Origin of the sequence: Pseudomonas sp. NFACC25, assembly GCF_900100935.1 — a bacterium.
GTDB classification, from domain to species: domain Bacteria; phylum Pseudomonadota; class Gammaproteobacteria; order Pseudomonadales; family Pseudomonadaceae; genus Aquipseudomonas; species Aquipseudomonas marginalis.
Window position 1 is genome coordinate 130,928 of sequence record NZ_FMUC01000011.1, and the last position, 24,297, is coordinate 155,224.

General features: G+C 61.4%; 22 protein-coding genes. 8 read left to right on the plus strand and 14 right to left on the minus strand.

The window, feature by feature from the left end:
• Positions 1-3 precede the first annotated feature (3 nt).
• The 3 genes from tcyL to BLQ09_RS22965 all read right to left on the minus strand — a co-directional run bounded on the left by tcyL (position 4) and on the right by BLQ09_RS22965 (position 2,675).
• Positions 4-669, minus strand: a complete 666-nt coding sequence (tcyL, locus tag BLQ09_RS22955) for a cystine ABC transporter permease (protein ID WP_027607833.1) — start codon at positions 667-669, stop codon at positions 4-6.
• Positions 669-1,463, minus strand: coding sequence for a cystine ABC transporter substrate-binding protein (gene tcyJ, locus BLQ09_RS22960; RefSeq protein WP_027607832.1), 795 nt, complete (start codon positions 1,461-1,463; stop codon positions 669-671). The genes tcyL and tcyJ overlap by 1 nt, the downstream gene beginning before the upstream one ends.
• 216 nt (positions 1,464-1,679) lie before the next feature.
• Positions 1,680-2,675, minus strand: a complete 996-nt coding sequence (locus tag BLQ09_RS22965; RefSeq protein ID WP_065948523.1) for a D-cysteine desulfhydrase — start codon at positions 2,673-2,675, stop codon at positions 1,680-1,682.
• A 166-nt stretch (positions 2,676-2,841) separates the two neighbouring features.
• Between BLQ09_RS22965 and epsC the strand changes: the two genes are divergently transcribed.
• The 4 genes from epsC (at position 2,842) to mgrA (ending at position 8,775) form a co-directional block, all read left to right on the plus strand.
• Entirely contained in the window at positions 2,842-3,768 is a 927-nt protein-coding gene (gene epsC / locus BLQ09_RS22970) for a serine O-acetyltransferase EpsC (protein WP_027607830.1), read from the plus strand.
• 391 nt (positions 3,769-4,159) lie between these two features.
• Entirely contained in the window at positions 4,160-6,121 is a 1,962-nt protein-coding gene (gene betT, locus BLQ09_RS22975; protein ID WP_162844283.1) for a choline transporter BetT, read from the plus strand.
• Between the two features lie 158 nt (positions 6,122-6,279).
• The gene (locus BLQ09_RS22980; protein ID WP_043293797.1) at positions 6,280-7,629 is read left to right on the plus strand and encodes an OprD family outer membrane porin; all 1,350 of its coding nucleotides are present in this window, start codon (positions 6,280-6,282) and stop codon (positions 7,627-7,629) included.
• Between the two features lie 108 nt (positions 7,630-7,737).
• Positions 7,738-8,775, plus strand: a complete 1,038-nt coding sequence (gene mgrA, locus BLQ09_RS22985; RefSeq protein ID WP_027607827.1) for an L-glyceraldehyde 3-phosphate reductase — start codon at positions 7,738-7,740, stop codon at positions 8,773-8,775.
• 127 nt (positions 8,776-8,902) lie between these two features.
• Here the strand turns inward: mgrA and tauD are convergent, their stop codons facing one another.
• The 7 genes from tauD to BLQ09_RS23020 all read right to left on the minus strand — a co-directional run bounded on the left by tauD (position 8,903) and on the right by BLQ09_RS23020 (position 17,065).
• Positions 8,903-9,739 carry a taurine dioxygenase gene (gene tauD / locus BLQ09_RS22990; protein WP_092358664.1) on the minus strand — a complete coding sequence of 279 codons (837 nt, stop codon included), beginning with the start codon at positions 9,737-9,739 and terminating at the stop codon, positions 8,903-8,905.
• An 11-nt stretch (positions 9,740-9,750) separates the two neighbouring features.
• Complete coding sequence (tauC, locus tag BLQ09_RS22995; protein ID WP_092358666.1) at positions 9,751-10,587, minus strand: taurine ABC transporter permease TauC; 837 nt, start codon at positions 10,585-10,587, stop codon at positions 9,751-9,753.
• Entirely contained in the window at positions 10,584-11,363 is a 780-nt protein-coding gene (tauB, locus tag BLQ09_RS23000; RefSeq protein WP_092358668.1) for a taurine ABC transporter ATP-binding subunit, read from the minus strand. Before tauB ends, tauC begins: the two co-directional genes overlap by 4 nt.
• A 17-nt stretch (positions 11,364-11,380) precedes the next feature.
• Positions 11,381-12,358 (minus strand): taurine ABC transporter substrate-binding protein, encoded by a 978-nt coding sequence (gene tauA, locus BLQ09_RS23005; protein WP_027605154.1) that lies wholly within the window; start codon positions 12,356-12,358, stop codon positions 11,381-11,383.
• 189 nt (positions 12,359-12,547) lie between these two features.
• Positions 12,548-14,131 carry a glutamate--cysteine ligase gene (gene gshA / locus BLQ09_RS23010; RefSeq protein ID WP_027605153.1) on the minus strand — a complete coding sequence of 528 codons (1,584 nt, stop codon included), beginning with the start codon at positions 14,129-14,131 and terminating at the stop codon, positions 12,548-12,550.
• 214 nt (positions 14,132-14,345) lie between these two features.
• Entirely contained in the window at positions 14,346-14,729 is a 384-nt protein-coding gene (locus BLQ09_RS23015; protein WP_092358670.1) for a PaaI family thioesterase, read from the minus strand.
• Entirely contained in the window at positions 14,729-17,065 is a 2,337-nt protein-coding gene (locus BLQ09_RS23020; RefSeq protein WP_027605152.1) for a Tex family protein, read from the minus strand. The genes BLQ09_RS23015 and BLQ09_RS23020 overlap by 1 nt, the downstream gene beginning before the upstream one ends.
• Before the next feature lie 356 nt (positions 17,066-17,421).
• On the opposite strand from BLQ09_RS23020, the gene ompR reads away from it, so the two are divergent.
• The gene (gene ompR / locus BLQ09_RS23025) at positions 17,422-18,162 is read left to right on the plus strand and encodes an osmolarity response regulator transcription factor OmpR (RefSeq protein ID WP_015373500.1); all 741 of its coding nucleotides are present in this window, start codon (positions 17,422-17,424) and stop codon (positions 18,160-18,162) included.
• A gap of 116 nt (positions 18,163-18,278) precedes the next feature.
• A complete protein-coding gene (locus BLQ09_RS23030; RefSeq protein ID WP_027605151.1) occupies positions 18,279-19,592 on the plus strand; it encodes an ATP-binding protein in 1,314 nt (437 codons plus the stop codon).
• 97 nt (positions 19,593-19,689) lie between these two features.
• Here the strand turns inward: BLQ09_RS23030 and rimK are convergent, their stop codons facing one another.
• The 3 genes from rimK to BLQ09_RS23045 are packed head-to-tail and all read right to left on the minus strand — an operon-like array spanning position 19,690 to position 21,867.
• Positions 19,690-20,595: a 30S ribosomal protein S6--L-glutamate ligase gene (gene rimK, locus BLQ09_RS23035; protein WP_003171022.1), complete on the minus strand. Its 906-nt coding sequence runs from the start codon at positions 20,593-20,595 to the stop codon at positions 19,690-19,692.
• Positions 20,592-21,041, minus strand: coding sequence for a retropepsin-like aspartic endopeptidase RimB (locus tag BLQ09_RS23040; RefSeq protein WP_169899741.1), 450 nt, complete (start codon positions 21,039-21,041; stop codon positions 20,592-20,594). The genes rimK and BLQ09_RS23040 overlap by 4 nt, the downstream gene beginning before the upstream one ends.
• A gap of 46 nt (positions 21,042-21,087) precedes the next feature.
• Complete coding sequence (locus tag BLQ09_RS23045; protein WP_027605150.1) at positions 21,088-21,867, minus strand: S6 modification regulatory phosphodiesterase RimA; 780 nt, start codon at positions 21,865-21,867, stop codon at positions 21,088-21,090.
• Between the two features lie 116 nt (positions 21,868-21,983).
• Between BLQ09_RS23045 and BLQ09_RS23050 the strand changes: the two genes are divergently transcribed.
• A complete protein-coding gene (locus BLQ09_RS23050) occupies positions 21,984-22,391 on the plus strand; it encodes an RNA-binding S4 domain-containing protein (RefSeq protein ID WP_027605149.1) in 408 nt (135 codons plus the stop codon).
• A gap of 42 nt (positions 22,392-22,433) precedes the next feature.
• Here BLQ09_RS23050 and BLQ09_RS23055 read toward each other — a convergent pair whose 3' ends face one another.
• Positions 22,434-23,237: a phosphatase PAP2 family protein gene (locus tag BLQ09_RS23055; protein WP_027605148.1), complete on the minus strand. Its 804-nt coding sequence runs from the start codon at positions 23,235-23,237 to the stop codon at positions 22,434-22,436.
• A 126-nt stretch (positions 23,238-23,363) separates the two neighbouring features.
• Between BLQ09_RS23055 and hslO the strand changes: the two genes are divergently transcribed.
• Positions 23,364-24,266, plus strand: a complete 903-nt coding sequence (hslO, locus tag BLQ09_RS23060; protein WP_027605147.1) for an Hsp33 family molecular chaperone HslO — start codon at positions 23,364-23,366, stop codon at positions 24,264-24,266.
• Positions 24,267-24,297 lie beyond the last annotated feature (31 nt).

Below are 24,297 nucleotides of genomic sequence, written 5' to 3' on the forward strand. Positions count from 1 at the left end.
GCTTCAAGACTCCAGGTCATGCCGGTTGACCCGGTCTTCCAGGCGGTTTTGGAAATGCGCCAGGATGCTGGCCAGCACCCAGTAGATCAGGGCGGCGGACAGGTACATGGTGAAAATTTCGAAGGTGCGCGCAGACACCAGTTGAGCCTGGCGGAACAGTTCTGGCACCTGGATGGTGGCGGCCAGCGCGGTGTCCTTGACCAGCGAAATAAAGCTGTTGCCCAACGGTGGCAGGGCGGTGCGCATTGCCTGCGGCAGGATGGCCCGGCGCAGGGTTTGCGCACGGGTCATGCCGATACTGGCGGCGGCTTCCCATTGGCCACGCTCGATGGAGGCAATGGCGGCCCGCAGGATTTCACAGGCGTAGGCGGCCATGTTCAGCGAGAAGCCGATCATGGCGGCCGGGATCGGATCCAGCTCGATGCCCACTTGCGGCAAGCCGTAGTAGATCAAAAACAGCTGTACCAGCAAGGGCGTGCCGCGAAAGAACGACACGTAGACGCGGGCTGTCCAGCTCAGCAGCTTGAAGCGCGACAGCCGCATCAAGGCCAGGCCGAAGCCCAGCAGCAAGCCGAAAAACATCCCGCCAAGGCTGAGAAGCACCGTGTAATACGCGCCCTTGAGCAGAAAGGGCGCGGAGTCCAGCGCGAGTTGGAAACCTGCTTCCATTATTGAGTGACGTCAGCGTTGAAGTACTTCTCGGACAGCTTCTTCAAGGTGCCGTCGGCGCGCAGCTTGTCGAGGGCCTTGTTCACCGCTTCAAGCAGCTCGGGCTCGCCTTTGCGCAGGGCGATACCGGCTTCCTGGCGGGAGAAGGCGTCGCCGGCAGCGGCGGTGTCCGGGGCTTTCTTGGCGTATTCCAGGGCGGCCAGGCGGTCGATCAGGATGGCGTCGATACGGCCGATGCGCAGGTCCTGGAACTTGGTCGGGTCATCGTTATAGGTCTTGATAATGGCTTTGGGTTGGTTGTCCTTGAGCCATTGTTCGTAGTTGGTGCCCAGGCCTACCCCGACTTTCTTGCCGGCCAGGTCGTCGGCGGTCTTGATGGTGTCGACGTTCTTTTTCAGCACCAGCGCCTGGATACCGGACACGGTGTAAGGCGTGGAGAAGTCGTACTTCTTCTTGCGCTCTTCGGAGATGGTGACTTGGTTGACCACCGCATCCAGGCGCTTGGATTCCAGGGCGGCGAGGATACCGTCCCATGGCGTGGCTTGCAGCTTGACCTTCACGCCCAGCTCTTTGGCCAGGGCCTCGGACAGCTCGACTTCGAAGCCGCTGAGCTTGCCGCTTTCATCGACGAAGCTGAACGGCGGGTAGGTGCCTTCCAGGCCGATTTTGATCTCGCCGGCCTTTTTGATGTTGCCCAGTTGCTCGCCGGCAACCGCCTGGCCCAGCCAACCGGCGCCGAGAGCCAGACCCAAAGTGCCAACCAGCAACGTGCGACGCAATACAGAAATAGTCATGAAGAGCCCCTGTGTTTTTATGTTGAGCGAAGCAGGTGACGCGGTAGTCGTATCCTGCCTTAAAGCGCGTAGCGCGTCTTCGCCTGCGGCGCGATGATAAAGCCGGCTTTTAAGACTTGAAAATAATATAAATCTTATTTGATATTCTATTTAGGAATATTTGGCGAGTCTAATATGGGAGGGGCAGGCCCCCTCCCACATTTAGCCCGCGTTTATTCAGTTGAAAACCGAGTCATAGGCAAACAACGCCGGTGCCCCGCCGGTATGCAGGAAAATAATCGGCCCGTCTTCAAAACGCTGACGCCCGATACCGTCCAGCAAGCCGGCCATGGCCTTGCCAGTGTAGACCGGGTCCAGCAGCAGGCCTTCCTGGCTCGCCAATAGCTTGACCGCCGACAGGGTGCCGGCGTTCGGTTCACCATAACGGGGGCCGAAATATTCGTCCCACAGGATCACCTTGAACGCGTCGGGGATGTCCACGCCGAGCAACTCGGCCGTGCGTTCGGCCAGGCCCTGGACTTTCGGGAACTGCGCTTCTTCGGTGCGCGATACGGTGATGCCGATCACGGGCAACTGCGGCAGCACTTCACTCAAGGCCAGGGCCAGGCCGCTGTGGGTACCGGCGCTGCCGGAGGCCAGCACCACGGCGGCGAATTCGATACCGCTGTCTTCGATCTGTGCGGCCAGCTCCAGGCCGGCGCGTACGTAACCGAGGGCGCCGAGGGCATTGGAGCCGCCGATGGGCACCAGGTACGGTTTCTTGCCGTTGCTGCGCAGGCGATCGGCAAGGGCGTTGAGTTGGTCGTCGACGTTGTCGAGGTTTTCCACCAACTCTACCTTGGCGTCGAACAGCTCCAGCAGCAGGCGGTTGCCGTTGCCCAGGTAGTTGGGGTCTTCGGTGCCGGTGGGGTTTTCCAGCAGGGCTACGCAGCCCAGGCCGAGCCTGGCGGCGAGGGCGGCGGTCTGGCGTACGTGGTTGGACTGGATCGCGCCGGCGGTCACCAGGGTATCGGCGCCCTGGGCGATGGCATCGGCTGCCAGGTATTCGAGTTTGCGTAGCTTGTTGCCGCCCATGGCCAGCGGCGTGGTGTCGTCGCGCTTGACGTAGATGTCGCGTCCCAACCAGGTCGACAGCCGTTCGAGTTTTTCCAGGGCGGTGGCGCCGCCGAGCAGTTCCAGGCGGTTAAAACGGTCGAGCTGTTGCTTGATCATGGCTACGCACGGTGGCTAAGGGATGGAGCGACTATAGGCAGGCACTTTTCATCGAGCAACCGTCAATCGCTTATGCCTGATGGTTCTTAGCATCACACCATTGGTTCTTAAGGGCGGCCAGGGTGGATACCGTAAAGTGATGGCCATTACGTCAGGAGTGAATACCGTGAGTGAGCGTTCCAGCCATTGGCAATTACAGACCATCGTCAGCCAACTGCGCAGCGCCCGTGACCAGTGGCGAACACGCAATGGCCGCTTGAGCGGCGAGCATGGCGGCCGCGAATTGCCGTCCCGTGAAGCCGTTGCCCAGATTCTCGAGTCCCTCTGCGGTGCGTTGTTTCCGATGCGCCTGGGGCCGGCGGACTTGCGTGAAGAAAGTGAAGATTTCTACGTCGGCCATACCCTCGACGTTGCGCTGAATGCCTTGCTGGCCCAGGCGCGCCTGGAGTTGCGCTATGCCGCGCGCCAGGGCGGCGAGGATGACAGCCAGATCGACGCCCATGCCATCCGGCTGATCCAGGATTTCGCCCTGGCCTTGCCGTCCTTGCGCAGCCTGTTGGACACCGATGTACTCGCCGCCTACCACGGCGACCCGGCCGCGCGCAGCGTGGATGAGGTGCTGCTGTGCTACCCGGGGATCCTCGCGGTGATTCACCATCGCCTGGCCCACCACCTGTACCGCGCCGGCTTGCCGCTGCTGGCACGGATCAGCGCGGAAATCGCCCACTCGGCCACCGGCATCGATATCCACCCCGGCGCACAGATCGGCCCGAGCTTCTTCATCGACCACGGCACGGGCGTGGTGATCGGCGAAACCGCGATCATCGGCGAGCGGGTGCGCATCTATCAGGCCGTCACCTTGGGGGCCAAGCGCTTCCCGGCGGACGAAGATGGGCAGTTGCAGAAGGGCCATGCGCGCCACCCGATTGTCGAGGATGATGTGGTGATCTATGCCGGGGCGACGATCCTCGGGCGCATCACCATCGGCAAGGGCTCGACCATTGGCGGCAATGTGTGGCTGACCCGCAGTGTGCCGGCGGGGGCGAATATTACGCAGGCGAATCTGCAGCATGATGATGGGGCGCAAAAATAGCGCCGGTCTTAAAAATCACACAAAACCCTGTGTGGGGGCTTGCACCCCGATAGCGGAGTGTCAGTCAAAAATGAATTGGCTGACCCACCGCCATCGGGGGCAAGCCCCCTCCCACATTTTGACGGCATTCCACATGGAGCCCGTATTTCAGTCAGCAGTCGCTGAACGATTTCCTTTGCTCACCCGTCATACCACTCAGCCCTGCGATTAGCCCCAAACCGCCGATTCATGTTTAACTTGAACGTTCGTTCAAGTTAAACCCGGTGGTTCGCTGCCCGCTCACAACAGGAGGCTTACCTTTGCTGAGTCCGTTTTATACAGCCACATCCCTCACCCTCGGGGTGCATCGTTCATGAGTGCATCGTCCACCCCATCCAGCGGCCTGGTGCGCATGAATGCGCCGGTCTTCTACTTTGCCGCCACCTTCATCTTGCTGTTCGGCATCACTGTCATCGCTATCCCGCAACAGGCCGGTGCCTGGTTACTGGCGGCGCAAAACTGGGCGGCCAACACGGTCGGCTGGTACTACATGCTGGCGATGACCCTGTATCTGGTCTTCGTGGTGGTCACCGCGCTATCGGGCTACGGCAAGATAAAACTCGGTGCCGACCACGACGAGCCCGAATTCAGTTACCTGTCCTGGGCCGGCATGCTGTTCGCCGCCGGGATCAGCATCACGTTGTTCTTCTTCTGCGTGTCCGAGCCGCTGACGCACCTGGTGCAACCGCCCCAGGGCGAGGCCATGAATGCCGACGCCGCGCGCCAGGCCATGCAGGTGCTGTTCCTGCACTGGGGCCTGCACGGCTGGGGCGTGTTTGCGTTTGTCGGCATGGCGCTGGCGTATTTCGCCTACCGGCATAACCTGCCGCTGGCGTTGCGCTCGGCGCTGTACCCGCTGATCGGCAAGCGCATCAATGGCCCTATCGGCTATGCGGTGGATGGCTTCGGCATCATTGCCACGGTGTTCGGCCTGGGGGCCGACATGGGCTTTGGCGTGCTGCACCTCAATTCCGGCCTCGACTACCTGTTCGGCGTTGCCCACACCCAGTGGATCCAGGTCGGCCTGATCACCCTGATGATGGGCGCGGCGATTCTGGTCGCCGTGGCCGGCGTCGACAAGGGCGTGCGGGTGATGTCCGACATCAACATGCTGCTGGCCTGCGCGCTGCTGCTGTTCGTGTTGTTCGCCGGGCCGACCCAGCACTTGCTCAACACCCTGATCCAGAACATCGGTGACTACCTGGGCGCGTTGCCGACCAAGAGTTTCGATGTGTACGCCTACGACAAACCGAGCGACTGGCTGGGCGGCTGGACGGTGTTCTACTGGGCCTGGTGGATCGCATGGTCGCCATTCGTAGGCCTGTTTATCGCGCGCATTTCCCGTGGCCGGACCATCCGCGAATTCGTGTTCGGCGTGCTGCTGATCCCGCTGGGCTTCACCCTGGCGTGGATGTCGATCTTCGGCAACAGCGCCATCGACCAGGTGCTCAACCACGGCATGACCGCCCTCGGCCAGTCGGCCATCGATGATCCGTCGATGAGCCTCTACCTGCTGCTGGAAACCTACCCGTGGAGCAAAACCGTCATCGCGGTCACGGTGTTTATCAGCTTCGTGTTCTTCGTAACTTCCGCTGACTCGGGCACCGTAGTGCTGTCCACCCTCTCGTCCAAAGGCGGCAACGCCGATGAAGATGGACCGAAATGGCTGCGGGTGTTCTGGGGTGCGATGACCGCGCTGGTCACCAGTGCCTTGCTGTTTGCCGGCAGCATCGATTCGCTGAAATCGGCGGTGGTGCTGACCTCGTTGCCGTTTTCGCTGATCCTGCTGCTGATGATGTGGGGGCTGCACAAGGCCTTCTACCTCGAGTCGCAAAAGCAGATTGCGCAGTTGCATTCGCTGGCACCGGTGTCGGGCTCCCGCAAGGGCACCGGCGGTTGGCGCCAGCGTTTGAGCCAGGCCGTGCATTTCCCGTCGCGGGACGAGGTGTACCGGTTCCTTGAGACCACGGTGCGTCCGGCGATCGAAGAAGTGACGGCGGTGTTTGTCGAAAAAGGCCTCAACGTCGTCACCCAGCCCGACCCGTCCAACGACAGCGTCAGCCTGGAAATCGGCCACGGCGAAGAGCATCCGTTCGTGTACCAGGTGCAGATGCGCGGCTATTTCACGCCCTCATTTGCACGCGGCGGCATGGGGTCCAAGCAGCTCAACAATCGTCGCTACTACCGGGCGGAAGTGCACTTGAGCGAGGGCAGCCAGGACTACGACCTGGTGGGCTACACCAAGGAGCAGATCATCAACGACATCCTCGACCAGTACGAGCGCCACCTGCAGTTCCTGCACTTGGTGCGCTGACGCTCAACTCCCCGCAAAGCCCCGTTCTACGGGGCTTTCTTAAACTTAATTTCATCCGTCAAGACGCTGTTTTGACGCGTAACTGTCATCTGGCCACTGCGTAATTGTGTGAAGCGTTTGACGCTTTCATTTCAGAACAGTGACGGAGACCGGTACCCATGAAGACGTTTTTAAGCCCTGTGGTGGGAGCCGCCATGGCGAGCTTTATGCTGTCCGCCCACGCCGATTTTATCGATGACAGCCACGCCGACGTGACCCTGCTCAACCGCTATCTCAACCAGCAGGGGCGCGACGTGGTGGGCAGCAATGCCAAGGCCCATAGCATTCGGGATTGGGGCCAGGGTTTCGAATTCAACTTCAAGTCCGGCTACACCGAGGGGCCGGTGGGCTTCGGCCTCGATCTGCAGGCGTTCTACGGCCTGAAGCTCGACTCCGGCGGCGACCTCAACGACAAGGATCACCAGGGCCGCTACCCCGGCAGCATGTTCCCACTGGACAATGGCAAGTCCGCCGACCAGTTCGGCGTGCTCAGCCCGACGTTCAAGATGCGCTTTGCCAAGGATGAGTTGCGCGTCGGTACGCTGTACGGCAACAACCCGATACTCGCCAACACCGACGGGCGCCTGTACCAGCAGACCAATACCGGTGTGCAACTGGTGTCCAAGGACCTCAGCGACTTCACCTTCACCGGCGGCGATATCTTCAAGACCAAGATCCGCAACGAAACCGGCGACCAGGGCATGATCACCGCGGGCGGGACCAAAGAGAGCGACCGCTTCCTGTTCGGTGGTGCGGACTACACCGGCATACAGAACACCACTGTCAGCCTGTGGTACTCCAACCTTGAGGATTACTACCAGCAGTTCTTCCTCGGTGCCAAGCGCCATGACGCCTTGTCGGTCGGTGCGATCGATACCGACGTGCGTGTGTTCCGCAGCCTGGGTGTGGGCGGCAACGCCGACGGCGACAAGGACTTTGCCGCAGCGGGCCTGTATGGCGATGGCGTGAGCAAGGGCCGCATCAACCAGTCCACCGTCAGCCTGCTGGAAAGCTACAGCCTGGACGGCCATACCGTCGGCCTGGGCATCCAGAAAAACAGCGGCGACAGCGACTTCCCGTACCTCGACTCCGGCCTAAACAGCGGTGACGCGCGCCAAGGCCCAGGCTCGGGTGCCGACACCCCGGCGCTGACCAACATGCAGCTGAACAAATTCCAGCATGCCGGCGAACGCACCTGGCTGGCGCAGTACAAATATGACTTCGGCAAACTCGGCCTCAACGGCCTGACCTTCTCCGCCGCCTACGCCCACGGCGATGACATCCGCACTGCCCAGGGCACCACCAGTGAATGGGAGCGAAACGTGGCGGTGGCGTATCAAGTGCCGACCGGTACCCTCAAAGGCCTTGGCGTCACGTGGAAAAACGCCCATGCCAGTCCGGACATCACCGGTGCCACCGTGCAGGATGAAAACCGCTTCTATGTCAGCTATGTCGTTCCACTCTGGTAGGAAATTGCTGTAAAACGGAAGGGCAGACTTAAGCGATTCAGCTGGTTAAAAGGCCTGGGAATATCGTTATTCCCAGGCCTTATTTGCCTACGTCCAAGAGAGGATTCGATGACTTACATTGCTGCCGAAAACCGCTATGAATCTATCCCGTATCGCCGCGTAGGCCGCAGTGGACTGGTGCTGCCGGCACTGTCCCTGGGGCTGTGGCACAACTTTGGCGACAGCACGCCGATCGACACCCAGCGCGCCCTGCTGCGCACCGCGTTCGACCTGGGCATCAACCACTTCGACCTGGCCAACAACTACGGCCCACCCTACGGCAGCGCCGAGATCAACTTCGGTCGTTTGCTGCGCGAAGACTTCAAGCACTACCGCGACGAATTGATCATCTCCAGCAAGGCCGGCTGGGACATGTGGCCTGGCCCCTACGGCCAGGGCGGCGGCTCGCGCAAATACGTGCTGGCCAGCCTGGACCAGAGCCTGCAACGCCTGGGCGTCGACTACGTGGATATTTTCTACTCCCACCGTTTTGATGCCGACACGCCCCTGGAAGAAACCGCCAGCGCCCTCGCCACCGCCGTGCAACAGGGCAAGGCGTTGTACATCGGTATCTCGTCTTACTCCGGGGTGAAAACCCGCGAAATCGCCGCGCTGCTCAAAGAGTGGAAAGTCCCGCTGCTGATCCACCAACCGGCCTACAACCTGCTTAACCGCTGGGTGGAAAAAGACCTGCTGGACACCACCGAAGAACTCGGCGCCGGGGTGATTGCCTTCACGCCGCTGGCCCAGGGTTTGCTCACCGACAAGTACCTCAATGGCGTGCCGGCCGACGCACGGGTCAACCGTCCGGGTGGTGGTTCGTTGCAGGCCAAGCACCTGTCTGAAACCAACATCGCCCACGTGCGTGCGTTGAATGAAATCGCCCAGCGCCGTGGCCAAAGCCTGGCGCAATTGGCGCTGGCCTGGACCCTGCGCGATCCACGGGTGACCAGCGCGCTGATCGGCGCCAGCCGGCCGGAGCAGATCATCGAGAACGTCGGCGCGTTGAAGAACTTGAGCTTCAGCGCGGAAGAACTGGCGGAGATCGATCGGTTTGCGCAGGAAGGCGGAATTAACTTGTGGGAAAAGCCATCCAGCGCTGAATAACCTGACACCACTGGGTCAATGTGGGAGGGGGCTTGCCCCCGATGGCGGTGTGTCAGTCACTTGATTAGTTGACTGACCCAGAGCTATCGGGGGCAAGCCCCCTCCCACATTTGATTTGCAGTGTGGTTTAGAACGGCACATCCCCAAGAATCGTCGCCCGATGCATCACTCGCCGTTGCGGCCGGTAGTCATCCACCGCGTAATGCTGGGTCACGCGGTTATCCCAGAACGCCACGTCGTTCTCCTGCCAGCGCCAGCGGAGGGTGAATTCCGGGCGTGTCGCGTGGGCGAACAGCAGCTTGAGGATCGCCTCGCTTTCCGCCGGTTCCAGTTCATTGATCCTGGTGGTAAACCCATCACTGACAAACAGCGACTTACGCCCGCTCACCGGATGCGTGCGCACGACCGGGTGCGACAGCGGTGGGTTTTTCCTGCGGGTTTCTTCCCAGCGCGCCAGGTCTTCGGCGCTGTTGCCAAAGCGTTCCAGCGGAAAGGATTTGGTGAAGTCGTGGGTAGCCGTCAGCCCATCGAGCAACCGCTTCAACGGCTCGGACAGCGCCTCGTACGCCGCGATGCCACTGGCCCACAGCGTATCGCCGCCGTACGCCGGCAGCAGCTTGGCACTCAGCACCGCACCGAGGGCCGGAGTGGGCAGGAAGGTCACATCGGTGTGCCATACGGCGTTGTCGCGCACGTCGGTGACGGCGGTGTCGAGGATCAGCACTTCGGGCTGTTCCGGCACGTTGGGGTAGATCGGGTGGATGTGCAGGTCGCCGAAGTTCGCCGCGAATCGCGCCTGTTGCTGCGGGGTGATCGGCTGGCCACGGAAGAACAGCACCGAATGGCTGAGCAACGCCTGTTCGATGGCATCGCGGTGTTCGGCGCTCAGCGGCTGGGTGATATCGACGCCACTGATCTGGGCGCCCAGGGCGGTACTCAAGGGGGTAACGGTCAGGCTGCTCATGCTGTTCTCACTCAATGTGCCTGGCCATGCCAAGGCACTAACTTACGCTGCAGGGCGCGCAGGCCCATTTCCATGGCGAAGGCGATCAGGGCGATCACCAGGATCCCCAGCACCACCACATCGGTCACCAGGAACTGCGCCGCCGACTGCACCATGAAACCCAGGCCGCTGGTGGCCGCGATCAGTTCGGCGGCGACCAGGGTCGACCAGCCCACACCCAGGCCGATGCGCATCCCGGTGAGGATGTCGGGCAGGGCGCTCGGCAGGATCACATGGCGAATCAGCTGCGCACGGGTGGCGCCCAACGACTGCGCCGCCCGCAGCTTGGCCGGGTCGACGGTGCGTACGCCGGTCGCGGTGGCGATGGCGATCGGCGCAAAGATCGCCAGGTAAATCAGCAGCACCTTGGACAGCTCGCCGATACCGCACCAGATCACGATCAACGGCAGGTAAGCCAGGGGCGGAATCGGCCGGTAGAACTCGATCAGCGGGTCGAGAATGCCGCGGGCGATGCGGTTGGCGCCGATGGCAATGCCTACCGGCACGGCGGTCAGCACCGCGAAGCCCAGGCCCAGGCCGATCCGGCTGAGGCTCGCGCCCAGGTGCTGCCACAAGGTTGAATCCATATAGCCCGTGGTCGCCAGCAGCCAGCCTTTTTGCAGCACGGCGGAGGGCGGTGGCAAGAACAACGGTTCGATCAGGCCGGTGGCGGTGACGGCCCACCAGAGGGCCAGCAAGGCGACCAGGGTCAACAGGCTGATCCAGCGTGTGCTCAGGCTGCGCCGCACCGGGATAACGGTGTGGGCGAGCGGCTTGGCAGCGGTGGCGGGGAGTTCGTAGCTGCTCATGCGGACACCTGCCGTTGCGAGAACACTTTGCCCAGCACGTGTTCGCGGGTTTCGATAAAGCGCGGGTCGGACTTGATCGCCCGCGCCGACTCACCGGCCGCGTAGCGTTGGCCGAAGTCCAGGTGCAGGCGTTCGACGATCTGGCCCGGGTTGGGCGCCAACAGGATCAGGTCGGTGGCGAGGAACACCGCTTCTTCGATGTCATGGGTAATCAGGAACACCGGCTTGGCCGTGCGCCGCCAGACTTGCAGCAACAGTTCCTGCATCTGCTCACGGGTGAAGGCATCGAGGGCGCCGAAGGGTTCGTCCATCAGCAGCACGCGCGGGTCGGCGGCCAGGGCGCGGGCCAGGCCGACGCGTTGCTTCTGGCCGCCGGAGAGTTGCCAGATGCGGCGATTGTCGAAGCCGGCGAGGTCCACCAGCGCGAGCATTTCCTGGGCGCGCACTTCACGCTGCGCCTTGGGCACGCCGGCCAGTTCCAGGCCGAAACCGACATTGGCCAGCACGTCCTGCCAGGGCAGCAGGGCGTCGTCCTGGAACACCACGCCGCGTTCGGCACTGGGGCCTTTGACCGGCACGCCATCGAGGGTGATGCGCCCGGCGGACGGCTCGACAAAGCCGGCAATCAGGTTCAACAGCGAAGTCTTGCCACTGCCGGACGGGCCGAGGGCCACCAGCAATTGCTGGGGCCCCAGGTCGAGTGAAATGTCGGACAGTACCGGTTCTGTGGCGCCTGGGTACTGTGCGCTGATGCGCTCCAGTTGTAGCAAGGCCATCGCGATGAACTCCTGGATCAGTTAGTGATGAACTTGGCGCTGACGTAAGGGGCATAGTCCGGCAGCACGGCGTCGACCTTGCCTTGTTCCTTGAGGAACGCAGCGGTATCGGTCACGGCCTTGGTGGTCGGTGCACCCAGCAGGGTCACCTGGTCAGCGGCCAGCGGGTAGACGTTGCCTTGCAGCAGCAGCGGGATGTCGCTGGCCTTGGCGCCGGAGAGTTTCACCAGTTTGTCGACGTTGCCTGTGTCGGCGAGCCAGGCTTGTGGGTCTTTGCGGTAGGCGGCGTAGGCATCCAGGGTGACCTTGGCGAAGGCGGTGACGATTTCCGGGTGCTTCTGCGCGAAGTCCTTGCGCACGATCCAGGCATCGAAGGTCGGCGCGCCGAACTTGGCCAGCTCGCCGGAGGTGATCAGCACCTTGCCGTTTTCCTTGGCCACGCCCAGGGCCGGGTCCCATACGTAGGTAGCGTCGATGTCACCGCGCTTCCAGGCCGCGATGATCGCTGGCGGTGCGAGGTTGAGGATGGTCACTTTCGATGGGTCGATGTTCCAGTGCTTCAGCGCGGCCAACAGGCTGTAGTGGCCGGTGGAAACGAAGGGTACGGCGACTTTCTTGCCGATCAGGTCCTGGGGACTGTTGATCCCGGAACCATTGCGCGCCACCAGGGCTTCGGCACCGCCGATCTGGGTGGCAACCAGGAAGGTTTCCACCGGCACCTTGCGGGTGATCGCAGCGGTCAGCGGGCTGGAACCGAGGTAGCCGATCTGCACGTCGCCGGAGGCGATGGCGGCGATGATGTCGGCACCATTGTCGAATTTGCGCCAGTCGATCTTGGCGTTGGTGGCTTTTTCATATGCGCCGTCGGCCTGGGCGACTTTGGCCGGGTCTACGGTGGTCTGGTAAGCGATGGTTACATCCGCCGCCTGGGCAAACAGGCTGGCACCGGCCAGGGACAACGCGGCCAGGAGGCGCAGAGGGGTTAACAGTTTCAAGGGGAAGCTCCTCAATCAGGCGGCCGAGGGTCGGCGTGTGAGGAGACTAAATGATCTAAGAATCCGAAAATAAATAACATTTTCGAATTAGCTTATGGGCGAAAGGTTGAAGCGAATCTTGAGCTTGATGAGGGCAAATGTGGGAGGGGGCAAGCCCCCTCTCACATTTTGAGCCGGGTTCGGCTTCAGTTAGTTGCTGATGGCCAGAATGCTCGCCTGGTACGAGCCGACAAACACATCAAAATCGCCCACTTCGTTCTGCTCCAGTTCCGCCTGCTGCGCCAGCGACGTGCGCGCCAGCTCTTCAAAGCGTGCCTGCTCTTCAGCCGGCAACGGCTCGCGGCGGAAGTACTCGGCGTGCACCTCGCTCTGATGCAGGGAGAACTGCGCGAAACTCTCTTTGCGCTCGGCCATCGCCGCCAGTACCTGCGCCGAAGGGGTCAGGGACGGGTCCTTGACCTTGGCCAGTTGGGCGTCCAGTGCCTGGCTGTGTTCGGTGATGCCGTGGCTTTCATCCAGCAGCGCAGCCAGCGGGGCAATCTTCTCCAGCAGCTCGGTGGCCCATTCCTTCATGTCCACGGCCTGGCCCTTGCGCTGCAATTGCAGGCCCGGGCGCCGGCCTTCCTTGACCACGCTGAGGAAGTTGGACGTGGCGTTGCCGCACTCGTTATCGGCGAACAGTGGGCTGTCGTTCAGCGCGCAGTACAGCAGGAAGGCGTCGAGGAAACGCGACTCCGGCAGGTCGATGCCCATCGGCAGGAACGGGTTGATGTCCAGGCAGCGCACTTCGATGTACTGGATGCCACGGGCCATCAGCGCCTGGATCGGCCGCTCGCCGGTGTAGGTCACGCGCTTGGGGCGGATGTTGGAGTAGTACTCGTTTTCGATCTGCAGGATGTTGGTGTTGAGCTGTACCCACTCACCGTCCTTGTGGGTGCCGACTTCGACATAGGGCGCATAGGGCGTTGCCACCGCTTCGCGCAGGCTGTCGGTGTAGCTGGCCAGGTCGTTGTAGCACGGCGTCAGGCCGGCCTGGGCGTTGCTCTGGTAACCCAGGTCGCTCATGCGCAGGCTGGTGGCGTACGGCAGGTACAGGGTGTCGGCGTCGAGCACTTCCAATTGGTGCGAGCGCCCCCTCAGGAAACCCGCGTCCAAGGCCGGCGATGCGCCGAACAGGTACATCAGCAGCCAGCTGTAGCGGCGGAAGTTGCGTATCAGCGCGATATAGGCCGTGGACTGATAGTCGCGGTCGGTGCCGACGAAGCCTTCAGTCTCCTTGAGCAGCGGCCACAGCTGTTCCGGCAGGGAAAAGTTGTAGTGGATGCCCGCGATGCACTGCATGGTCTTGCCGTAACGCAGGGCCAGGCCCTTGCGGTACACGTACTTGAGCTGTCCGATATTGGAGGTGCCGTAGTAGGCAATCGGAATGTCTTCCTCGGCCGGCAACGGGCACGGCATCGAGGGGCTCCACAGGTATTCGCTGCCGAGCTTGGTGTAGGCAAAGCGGTGGATCTTGTCCAGGCTGCTCAAGGTATCGGCCGGGTTGGGCAGGGCCGGAGTGATGAACTCCAGCAGCGATTCCGAGTAGTCGGTGGTGATCTGTTCATGGGTCAACGCGGCGCCCAGGGCTTCGGGGTGCGGCGTTTGCGCCAGGCGACCCTCACCGGTGACACGTAGGCATTCACGCTCGATGCCGTGCAAGCACTGCTCTAGCAGGGAGAGGTGTTCGCGCTTGCCGAGCAGGGCCAGGCGGCGGTTGAGAAGTTCGCTCAAGTTGGATTCCTTCACGCGTCAGTCGCCCCAATATGGGGGTGGGCAGGACGGTCTACAAGGGTGAAGTTAAAACTGGCGTGATCGCCTGGTTTTGAGTCGATTTGACCCGCGTTAAAAAAGCCTACTTCACTCCATGAATTGGGCTATAGCGCAGCAAGAAAATTCCGACGCTGTTATCGCAGCGCCGAAATTAACTCAAATCGGGGGCGGGGAGCTATAGGACAGCGAACGTGCCCTGTGCTTTTGCGACAAGTCTTTCGTCCTGATACACATCGGCCTCGACCACCAGCGTGCGCCGGCCGGCGTGAATCACGTGGCTGGTGCACAGCACATCGCCGTCTTCCACGGCGCGGATGTAGTTGATCTTGCATTCGATGGTCGCGCTCTGCTGGTCAAACCCATGGGCGCTGGAGCAGGCCAGCCCCATGGTGATGTCCACCAGACTGAAAATCGCCCCGCCATGGAGCTTGCCCGCGCGGTTGCGCAGGTGCGGCTCCAGGGTCAGGGCCACCTCGGCAACGCCTTCTTCGAGGCGTTGCAGGCGGCAGCCGATCAGTTCGCTGAACGCGATCTGGGTCAAACCGGCGGGGATTTCCATCAGCGTTTCTTCAACTGCTTGGCGTTGGCGAACAGCGAGGCCATGGCGTTGTTGCTTGGCGCTGCGGTGGCGGTTTCCTTGCGCGGTTGACTGTTTTCAGAGCGGTTCTGCGACTGGCGCGGTGCCGAGCCAGGACGTGCACCACGGGCGCCGTCGATTTTTTCGCCGGGGGTGTCGCCCATGCGCATCGACAGGCCAACGCGTTTGCGCGGGATGTCGACTTCCATGACCTTGACCTTGACCACATCACCGGCTTTCACCGCTTCGCGCGGATCCTTGATGAACTTCTCCGAAAGCGCAGAGATGTGCACCAAACCGTCCTGATGCACGCCGATGTCCACAAACGCGCCGAAGTTGGTCACGTTGGTGACCACGCCTTCGAGGATCATGCCCAGTTGCAGGTCCTTGAGGTCTTCGACGCCGTCCTGGAACTCGGCGGTCTTGAACTCGGGACGCGGGTCGCGGCCAGGTTTTTCCAGCTCTTGCAGGATGTCGGTGATGGTCGGAACGCCGAAGGTTTCGTCGGTGTACTTCTTTGGATCCAGGCGCTTGAGGAATGCGGCGTCGCCGATCAGCGAGCGGATATCGCGGTCGGTCTCGGCGGCGATACGTTGCACCAACGGATAGGCTTCCGGGTGAACGGCTGACGAATCCAGCGGGTTGTCGCCGTTCATCACGCGCAGGAAGCCGGCGGCTTGCTCGAAGGTTTTTTCACCCAGGCGGGCGACTTTTTTCAGCGCGGCGCGGGTTTTGAACGCACCGTTTTCGTCGCGGTGAGTGACGATGTTCTGCGCCAGGGTGGCATTGAGGCCGGAGATACGCGCCAGCAGCGCCACGGAGGCGGTGTTCACGTCCACGCCCACGGCGTTTACGCAGTCTTCGACTACCGCATCCAGGCCGCGTGCCAGTTTCAGCTGCGACACGTCGTGCTGGTACTGGCCGACACCGATGGATTTAGGATCGATTTTCACCAGCTCTGCCAGCGGATCCTGCAGGCGACGGGCGATGGACACCGCGCCACGGATCGACACGTCGAGGTCCGGGAATTCCTTGGAGGCCAGTTCCGATGCCGAGTACACCGAAGCACCGGCTTCGGAGACCATCACCTTGGTCATCTTCATGGCTGGGTACTTCTTGATCAGTTCGGCGGCCAGCTTGTCGGTTTCACGGCTGGCAGTGCCGTTGCCGATGGCGATCAGGTCCACCGCATGCTTGGCGCACAGGGCGGCCAGGATGGCGAGGGTCTGGTCCCACTTGTTGTGCGGAACGTGTGGGTACACGGTGGCGTGGTCCAGCAGCTTGCCGGTGGCATCGACCACGGCGACCTTGCAGCCGGTGCGCAGGCCCGGGTCGAGGCCCAGGGTGGCACGTGGACCGGCCGGGGCGGCCAGCAGCAGGTCGTGCAGGTTGTGGGCGAAGACGTTGATCGCCTCGGTTTCGGCGCCGTCGCGCAACTCGCCGAGCAGGTCGGTTTCCAGGTGGGTGTAGAGCTTGACCTTCCAGGTCCAGCGCACGACTTCACCGAGCCACTTGTCCGCAGGACGATTCTGATTCTGGATGCCGAATTGTTGGCCGATCATGCCTTCACACGGGTGCATGGTGCCCGGCAGTTCGTCGCCGACTTTCAGCGCAGAGCTGAGAATGCCTTCGTTGCGGCCACGGAAAATCGCCAGCGCACGGTGGGACGGCATGCTTTTCAGCGGTTCGTCGTGTTCGAAGTAGTCGCGGAACTTGGCGCCTTCTTCCTCTTTGCCGGCGATGACGCGGGCGCTGAGGGTGGCTTCCTGTTTCAGGTAGTTGCGCAGTTTTTCCAGCAGGTTGGCGTCTTCGGCGAAGCGCTCCATCAGGATGTACTTGGCGCCTTCGAGGGCGGCCTTGACGTCGGCAACGCCTTTTTCGGTGTTGATGAAGCGCGCGGCTTCGGTCTCCGGGGTCAGCGACGGGTCGTTGAACAGGCCGTCGGCCAGTTCGCCCAGGCCGGCTTCCAGGGCAATCTGGCCCTTGGTGCGGCGCTTCTGTTTGTACGGCAGGTAAAGGTCTTCGAGGCGGGTCTTGGTGTCGGCGAGCTTGATGTCGCGTTCAAGCTGAGGCGTCAGCTTGCCCTGTTCCTCGATGCTGGCGAGGATGCTGATACGCCGTTCGTCGAGTTCTCGCAGGTAGCGCAGGCGTTCTTCAAGGTGCCGCAGCTGGATGTCGTCGAGGCTGCCGGTCACTTCTTTCCGGTAACGGGCGATGAAGGGCACCGTGGAGCCTTCATCCAGTAGAGCGACGGCCGCTTCGACCTGTTGTGGGCGTACGCCGAGTTCTTCGGCGATGCGGCTGTTGATGCTGTCCATAAAACCACCTGAAATTCTGAAAAGCAGCCCGCAGGCCCGGAAAACAAGGCCTTGCGCGGCTGGTTGAGCGGCCCGACCGGCGCCGCTACCTGGGTCAAGAGGCAGCCTATTGACCCTCGAAATCGAAAAAATCACGACAAGCGGGGAAAAAAAGCCCGGCAGTAAACGGCAACGATCTGACGTTGCCCTGCACGAAGGCGCCGCATTATAACCAGCGTTCTGCCCTTGGGGGGTACTGCGCCAGTGGTTGGAAGGCGAGGGTTCGCTGGCAGTAGAGGAAAAATCTGCTAACAATGCACACGGTGCGTATAACGGCAGCTACGCCATAATGCGCGCCGAGATAAGAGGAGCATCCAATGAGCAGCACTGCACAAACTGCTGAAGGCGAAAAAATTCTCATCGTTGATGATGATCCGGGGCTTAGCAGCCTGCTGGAGCGTTTCTTCAACTCCAAGGGCTACCGTGCCCGCGCGGTGCCGAACACCGAGCAGATGGACCGTCTCCTGGGGCGTGAGGTATTCAACCTGGTCGTACTCGACCTGATGCTGCCCGGCGAAGACGGCCTCACCGCCTGCAAGCGCCTGCGTGGCGCGAACAACCAGATTCCAATCATCATGCTGACCGCCAAGGGCGATGAGCTGAGCCGCATCAAGGGCCTCGAGCTGGGCGCTGATGACTACCTGGCCAAACCCTTCAACCCCGACGAGTTGATGGCGCGGGTCAAAGCCGTGTTGCGTCGTCAGGCACCGCCGGTACCGGGCGCGCCGGGCAGCGAAGACGAAAGCGTTACCTTTGGCGACTACGAACTGTCGCTGGCAACCCGCGAGCTCAAGCGTGGCGACGAAGTGCACATGCTCACCACCGGTGAATTCGCCGTGCTCAAGGCCCTGGTGATGAACGCGCGTCAGCCGCTGACCCGCGACAAACTGATGAACCTGGCACGCGGTCGCGAATGGGACGCCCTGGAGCGCTCCATCGACGTGCAGATTTCCCGTCTGCGCCGGATGATCGAGCCGGACCCGTCCAAACCTCGGTATATCCAGACGGTATGGGGTGTGGGCTATGTGTTTGTGCCGGATGGCACCGCAACCAAGTGACCGATGATTTGCAGGGCGGGCATCCTGGCGCTTGACTCCATGAGGGTCGACGGGATGCCCGGCGTCTGCAATTCTGCGAGCGCCGCTCGTTCCTGCAAGGTGTCCAGCTGTCTTCTATGAAAACCCCTCTGTGGTTCCCGCAAAGTTTCTTCTCCCGCACCCTTTGGCTGGTGCTGATCGTCGTGCTGTTTTCCAAGGCGCTGACACTGGTTTATCTGCTGATGAACGAAGACGTGCTGGTGGACCGGCAGTACAGCCACGGTGTCGCCCTGACGCTGCGTGGTTACTGGGCCGTAGACCCTGAGAACCGCGAAAAGGTCGCCAAGGCCTCGACGTTGACCCGCGTTGACGGGGCTGGTGTACCCGAGGGTGAGCAGCATTGGCCCTACAGCGAGATCTACCAGCGCCAGATGCAGGCCGAACTGGGCGAGGACACCGAGGTGCGCTTGCGCATGCATGTTTCACCTGCGCTGTGGGTAAGGGCGCCGAGCCTTGGCGATGCCTGGATCAAGGTTCCGCTGTATCCGCACCCTTTGCGGGGGCAGAAGATCTGGAACGTGTTGGGCTGGTTCCTGGCCATCGGCTTGCTTTCCACCGCGTCGGCGTGGATTTTCGTTCGCCAGCTCAACCAACCGCTTAAACGCCTGGTGTTTGCCGCCCGCCAATTGGGCCAGGGGCGCAGCGTGCGCCTGCCGGTCAGCGATACGCCCAGTGAAATGACCGAGGTGTATGGCGCCTTCAACCAGATGGCGGAGGATGTCGAACAGGCCGGGCGCGAGCGCGAGCTGATGCTGGCGGGGGTGTCCCATGACTTGCGCACGCCTTTGACGCGATTGCGCCTGTCCCTGGAGCTGATGGGCAACCATAGCGACCTCACCGACGACATGGTTCGCGACATCGAAGACATGGACGCGATTCTCGACCAGTTCCTGGCGTTTATTCGCGATGGTCGTGACGAGGTGGTGGAGGAAGTCGATCTCACGGACCTGGTGCGTGAGGTTGTCGCGCCCTACAACCAGAATGGCGAGCAAGTGCGCATGCGCCTTGAGCCGATCCAGCCGTTTGCGTTGCGTCGGGTGTCGATGAAGCGCCTGCTGAACAACCTGATCGGCAACGCTTTGCACCACGCCGGTTCGGATGTTGAAGTGGCTGCGTATGTGTCTGGCGACAGTGCTGCGCCGTACGTGGTGCTGAGTGTGATGGACCGGGGGGCGGGCATCGATCCGGACGAGCTGGAGGGTATCTTCAACCCCTTCACCCGTGGCGACCGTGCCCGGGGTGGCAAAGGGACCGGCTTGGGGCTGGCGATCGTGCGGCGGATTGCGTCGATGCACGGCGGCAATGTCGAGTTGCGTAACCGCGACGGCGGTGGCCTTGAGGCGCGGGTACGCTTGCCGCTTGGGCTTATGCTGCCAAGGGATGCGGTCTAGAAACAGCTGCAAGTTTCAAGCTTGAAGCCGCAAGAGAAAGGCGCACAGCTTTTGCCCTTTCTTGCAGCTTATAGCTTGAAGCTGACAGCTCCCGTCTCTAACCCTTGCCCTTGGTCCTGGTCATATTCGGTCCACCATTCTTCTCCAGATGTTGGATGATGATCCCCGCCACATCCTTCCCAGTGGTGGTCTCTATCCCTTCCAGGCCCGGCGACGAGTTCACCTCCATCACCAGTGGCCCATGGTTGGAGCGCAGGATATCCACACCCGCCACTGCCAACCCCATGACCTTGGCCGCCCGCAGCGCGGTCATGCGTTCTTCCGGGGTGATCTTGATCAGGCTGGCGCTGCCGCCACGGTGCAGGTTGGAGCGGAACTCTCCGGGCTTGGCCTGGCGCTTCATGGCTGCGATCACCTTGTCGCCCACCACGAAGCAGCGAATATCCGCACCGCCGGCTTCCTTGATGTACTCCTGGACCATGATGTTCTGCTTGAGGCCCATGAATGCCTCGATCACGGATTCCGCTGCAGTCGCGGTTTCACACAGCACCACACCGATGCCCTGGGTGCCTTCCAGCACCTTGATCACCAGCGGCGCGCCGTTGACCATTTCGATCAGGTCGGGAATGTCGTCGGGGGAGTGGGCAAAGCCGGTGACCGGCAGGCCGATGCCCCGCCGCGAGAGCAGTTGCAACGAGCGTAATTTGTCCCGCGAGCGTGCAATGGCCACGGATTCATTGAGGGGGAAGACCCCCATCATTTCGAACTGGCGCAACACGGCGCAGCCATAGAACGTCACCGAGGCGCCAATCCGCGGGATCACCGCATCAAACCCCTCCAGCGGTTTACCGCGGTAATGGATCTGCGGCTTGTGGCTGGCAATGTTCATATAGGCACGCAGCGTGTCGATCACCACCATTTCGTGGCCACGTTCGGTGCCGGCCTCGACCAGGCGGCGGGTGGAATACAGACGCGGGTTTCGCGACAGCACAGCAATCTTCATGCAGCACCTGGGGCAGAAATAGTAGAGACCGGGAACACCGGCTTGTCTTGAACGTACTTGACGCCGGGATTGACCACCAGGTGGCCGTCAATCAGCGCCTTGGAACCCAGCAACAGGCGGTAACGCATGGCTTTGCGGCAGGCCAGGGTGAACTCCACCCGCCATACCCGATCACCCAGTGCCAGGGTGGTGCTGATCACGTAGCGCACCTGCGCATGGCCATTGGAGCTCTTGATGGTTTTCATGGTCACCAGGGGCGCTTCGCAGCGGCGGTGACGCAGTTGCACAACGCTGCCCAGGTGCGCGGTAAAGCGCACCCACTTCTCACCGTCGCGCTCAAAAGGCTCGATGTCGGTGGCATGCAGGCTGGAGGTGCTGGCACCGGTGTCGATCTTGGCACGCAGGCCTGCCACTCCCAAGTCGGGAAGTGCCACCCACTCACGCAGACCTACAACGGTCAAATGGTCAAATGTCTTCAATATGGGTAACCGGTCAATTCGCCCACGCCTGAGGAGAAACCTCGGCCAGGGCTTTGAATGCAGGCCTGGCGAACCAGTAGCCTTGCATCAGAAATATTCCGCAGTCAGACAGAAAGTCGCGCTCGCCGGCACTTTCGATGCCTTCGGCGATGACAGTAACGTTCAACTGCTCACAGATTGTGACAATCCCCTGGACGATCACCTGGCGGACACGATCCTGGTCGACATCGCGGATCAGCGCCATGTCGAGTTTGATCAAGTCAGGTTGGAAATCGGCCAGCAGATTCAGCCCCGAATAGCCCGCGCCGAAGTCGTCGATGGCGGTCTTGAAGCCGAACTCGCGGTATTCACGCAGAATATTCGTCAAATGGCGATAGTTATCTACATGCTCGCTTTCCAGTGTTTCGAAAATCAGTTGGTTCAGCGGGAAGTTGTGCGCGCGAGCTGCCTCTAGGGTGCTGCGGATGCACAACTCCGGACGGTACACGGCGTTGGGCATGAAGTTGATGGAAAGGTGGGTTTGCATCCCAAGGGCCGCAGCACCGGCGATCGCCTGGGTGCGGCAGCGCTGGTCGAAGCGGTAGCGGTTGCTGTCATTGACCTTCTCCAGTACCGACATCGCCCCTTCGCCCTGTGTACCGCGCACCAAGGCTTCGTGGGCAAAAATCGAATGGTCCCGAAGGTCTACGATAGGCTGGTAGGCGAAAGCAAACTCGAAACCCAGGGGTTCGCTTTGCTGGCAGCCTGCGCAACGCTGTTCAGGCGAGGTGAGTGAAGTGGGAAAGTCGGTCACGGCGTATCCTCGCGAAAACAGGGTGCTACCTGGCGTATCTTAGGTGAGCCTTGAGGTTTATGCGTCGAAGGGTTTCAACGTTACAGTTGCGACATTTGTCAGAGCGAGGAATTCAAGTGGCTCAAAAGCAGGAAGAGGAAGAAAAGGTCCGTCTGGACAAGTGGCTTTGGGCAGCGCGTTTCTTCAAGACACGTGCCTTGGCCAAGGCCGCGATTGAGAGCGGCAAGGTGCATCACCGAGGCGAGCGCTGTAAACCGGGCAAAGAGCCACGTGTCGGTGATGAGCTGCAGATTCGGATAGGTTTTGACGAAAAGACCGTGGTGGTTCAGGCACTTTCCATTGTGCGCCGTGGCGCCCCCGAAGCGCAGGCGCTGTACACCGAAACCGAAGCCAGCATTGCCAGGCGCGAAAATGCGGCGGCCCTGCGCAAGGCGGGCGCCACGGGGATGACCACCGATGGCAAGCCGAGCAAGAAGCAGCGCCGCGACCTGTTCAAGTTTCGCGGCAGTGGCAATGATGACTGATTGCGCAGCGGCCCATTCAAATGTGGGAGGGGGCTTGCAGCGTTAAGGGGAGGTGCGCACGACGCTCAATCCACTGATCACTGGCAGCTTGCCAAGTAACCTGAAGATCGGCGTCGTCACGTGTAACAACGCGGCCGACACCTTCGCTGCAAACGGCGTGTAACAACCCCAGCCCAACGCCAACAGTGCCAGCAGCACCCCGCCGATGTAATCGTCCTGCCCCCAATGCGCGCCCGCTACCAGCCGCGGCATCATGAACAACAGCGCCAGGCCCCAGATCACCAGCACCTGGCCGATGCGCTTGGCGAACACGCTCATGAACATTGCCCAGATCAGCAACACCGAGGCGTGATCCCCCGGAAAGCTTTGGCTTGAGCGGTCCTTCAGCTCCCAGGTCTTCTCCAGCCCCGGGAAATAGTCGCTCATCTGGATCGCCCCGGCGATGACCATCGACGGGCTGCTGTGTTGCCAGCCCATCTGCGCCGCGAGTTTGGAAAACAGCATGCGGATAAACAGCAAGAGCAACAAAATACCGACAAAACCTAACAGGGCCTGGCGTACCTGCGCGGCTTTGAACACCCAGTCGCCGCGAATCAGCAGCATCAGCAGGATCACCCCGACCACCGCATCAAACGGCCGCAGACTGGCCACGGCCCACACGTGCAGCCATGTCGCGTTGCTCGCCAGCGGGTCGTTGAGAAGGTGAAACAGCCACTCGTCGAAAATCACACAGAGCATCTGCCCCGTGGGCCATAGCCAAAAACACAGCAGCCCGATAGCGAGTAGATTGCACAGAGCCCATCGCCGGAGGTTCCACTTGGCTTGGAACAAACCCGGATTGTTCATAAACTGTCCCTCTTCGCTCTAAATAAGCTCTCTGTTTCCAGGAGAAAGCCGCACCAAGATGGTGCTAAAGCGTTTAATTTTATAAACCTTGTAACCAATTTGTCATCAATTCAGATACCCAGACCTATGACTGATCTACCGGATACCGACTTCACCCAACGCTTCATCTTCGACGAGAGCGACGCCCGCGGCGAAATGGTTTCGTTGGAGCGCAGCTACGCCGAAGTCCTCGCCAAGCACCCCTATCCGGAGCCGGTCGCACAACTGCTCGGTGAGCTGATGGCCGCTGCTGCGTTGCTGGTGGGTACCATGAAGTTCGACGGTTTGCTGATCCTGCAAGCCCGTTCCGAAGGGCCGATTCCGCTGTTGATGATCGAGTGCTCCAGCGAGCGCGAAATCCGAGGCCTGGCCCGTTATGAAGCCGACCAGATTGCCCCGGACGCCAGCCTCGCCGAGCTGATGCCCAACGGCGTCCTGGCGCTCACCGTCGACCCGACCTCAGGCCAGCGTTACCAGGGCATCGTCGACCTCGACGGCAAGACGCTGTCGGAATGCTTCACCAACTATTTCGTGATGTCCCAGCAAGTGGGCACCAAGTTCTGGCTTAACGCCGACGGCAAGCGCGCCCGTGGCATGTTGCTGCAACAACTGCCGGCCGACCGTATCAAGGACGACGAAGATCGCGCTGAAAGCTGGCGGCACTGCATTGCCTTGGCCGATACCCTGAAAGCCGAAGAACTGCTGGGTCTGGACAACGAAACCATCCTGCACCGCCTGTACCACGAAGACCCCGTGCGCCTGTTCGACGCGCAGACGCTGCACTTCCACTGCAGCTGCTCCCGCGAGCGTTCGGGCAACGCCCTGGTCAGCCTGGGCCTGGAAGATGCGCAGAACCTGGTGGTGGAACACGGTGGCAATATCGAGATCGACTGCCAGTTCTGCAACGAGCGCTACCTGTTCGACGCTGCCGATGTAGCGCAATTGTTCGCGGGCGCAGGCATCGACACGCCTTCCGACACCCGCCACTAAAACGTTTAAGCACAGGTAAATCACCTGTCAA

What these genes read in the sequence shown, in the direction of transcription:
- BLQ09_RS23030 (WP_027605151.1), top strand. Translation starts at nt 18,279, where the DNA reads ATGAAAACCCCTCTGTGGTTCCCGCAAAGTTTCTTCTCCCGCACCCTT.
- mgrA (WP_027607827.1), top strand. Translation starts at nt 7,738, where the DNA reads ATGACTTACATTGCTGCCGAAAACCGCTATGAATCTATCCCGTATCGC.
- BLQ09_RS22965 (WP_065948523.1), bottom strand. Translation starts at nt 2,675, where the DNA reads ATGATCAAGCAACAGCTCGACCGTTTTAACCGCCTGGAACTGCTCGGC.
- BLQ09_RS22980 (WP_043293797.1), top strand. Translation starts at nt 6,280, where the DNA reads ATGAAGACGTTTTTAAGCCCTGTGGTGGGAGCCGCCATGGCGAGCTTT.
- tauB (WP_092358668.1), bottom strand. Translation starts at nt 11,363, where the DNA reads ATGGCCTTGCTACAACTGGAGCGCATCAGCGCACAGTACCCAGGCGCC.
- BLQ09_RS23020 (WP_027605152.1), bottom strand. Translation starts at nt 17,065, where the DNA reads ATGGACAGCATCAACAGCCGCATCGCCGAAGAACTCGGCGTACGCCCA.
- tcyJ (WP_027607832.1), bottom strand. Translation starts at nt 1,463, where the DNA reads ATGACTATTTCTGTATTGCGTCGCACGTTGCTGGTTGGCACTTTGGGT.
- ompR (WP_015373500.1), top strand. Translation starts at nt 17,422, where the DNA reads ATGAGCAGCACTGCACAAACTGCTGAAGGCGAAAAAATTCTCATCGTT.
- BLQ09_RS23055 (WP_027605148.1), bottom strand. Translation starts at nt 23,237, where the DNA reads ATGAACAATCCGGGTTTGTTCCAAGCCAAGTGGAACCTCCGGCGATGG.
- tcyL (WP_027607833.1), bottom strand. Translation starts at nt 669, where the DNA reads ATGGAAGCAGGTTTCCAACTCGCGCTGGACTCCGCGCCCTTTCTGCTC.
- BLQ09_RS23015 (WP_092358670.1), bottom strand. Translation starts at nt 14,729, where the DNA reads ATGGAAATCCCCGCCGGTTTGACCCAGATCGCGTTCAGCGAACTGATC.
- tauC (WP_092358666.1), bottom strand. Translation starts at nt 10,587, where the DNA reads ATGAGCAGCTACGAACTCCCCGCCACCGCTGCCAAGCCGCTCGCCCAC.
- hslO (WP_027605147.1), top strand. Translation starts at nt 23,364, where the DNA reads ATGACTGATCTACCGGATACCGACTTCACCCAACGCTTCATCTTCGAC.
- rimK (WP_003171022.1), bottom strand. Translation starts at nt 20,595, where the DNA reads ATGAAGATTGCTGTGCTGTCGCGAAACCCGCGTCTGTATTCCACCCGC.
- tauD (WP_092358664.1), bottom strand. Translation starts at nt 9,739, where the DNA reads ATGAGCAGCCTGACCGTTACCCCCTTGAGTACCGCCCTGGGCGCCCAG.
- betT (WP_162844283.1), top strand. Translation starts at nt 4,160, where the DNA reads ATGAATGCGCCGGTCTTCTACTTTGCCGCCACCTTCATCTTGCTGTTC.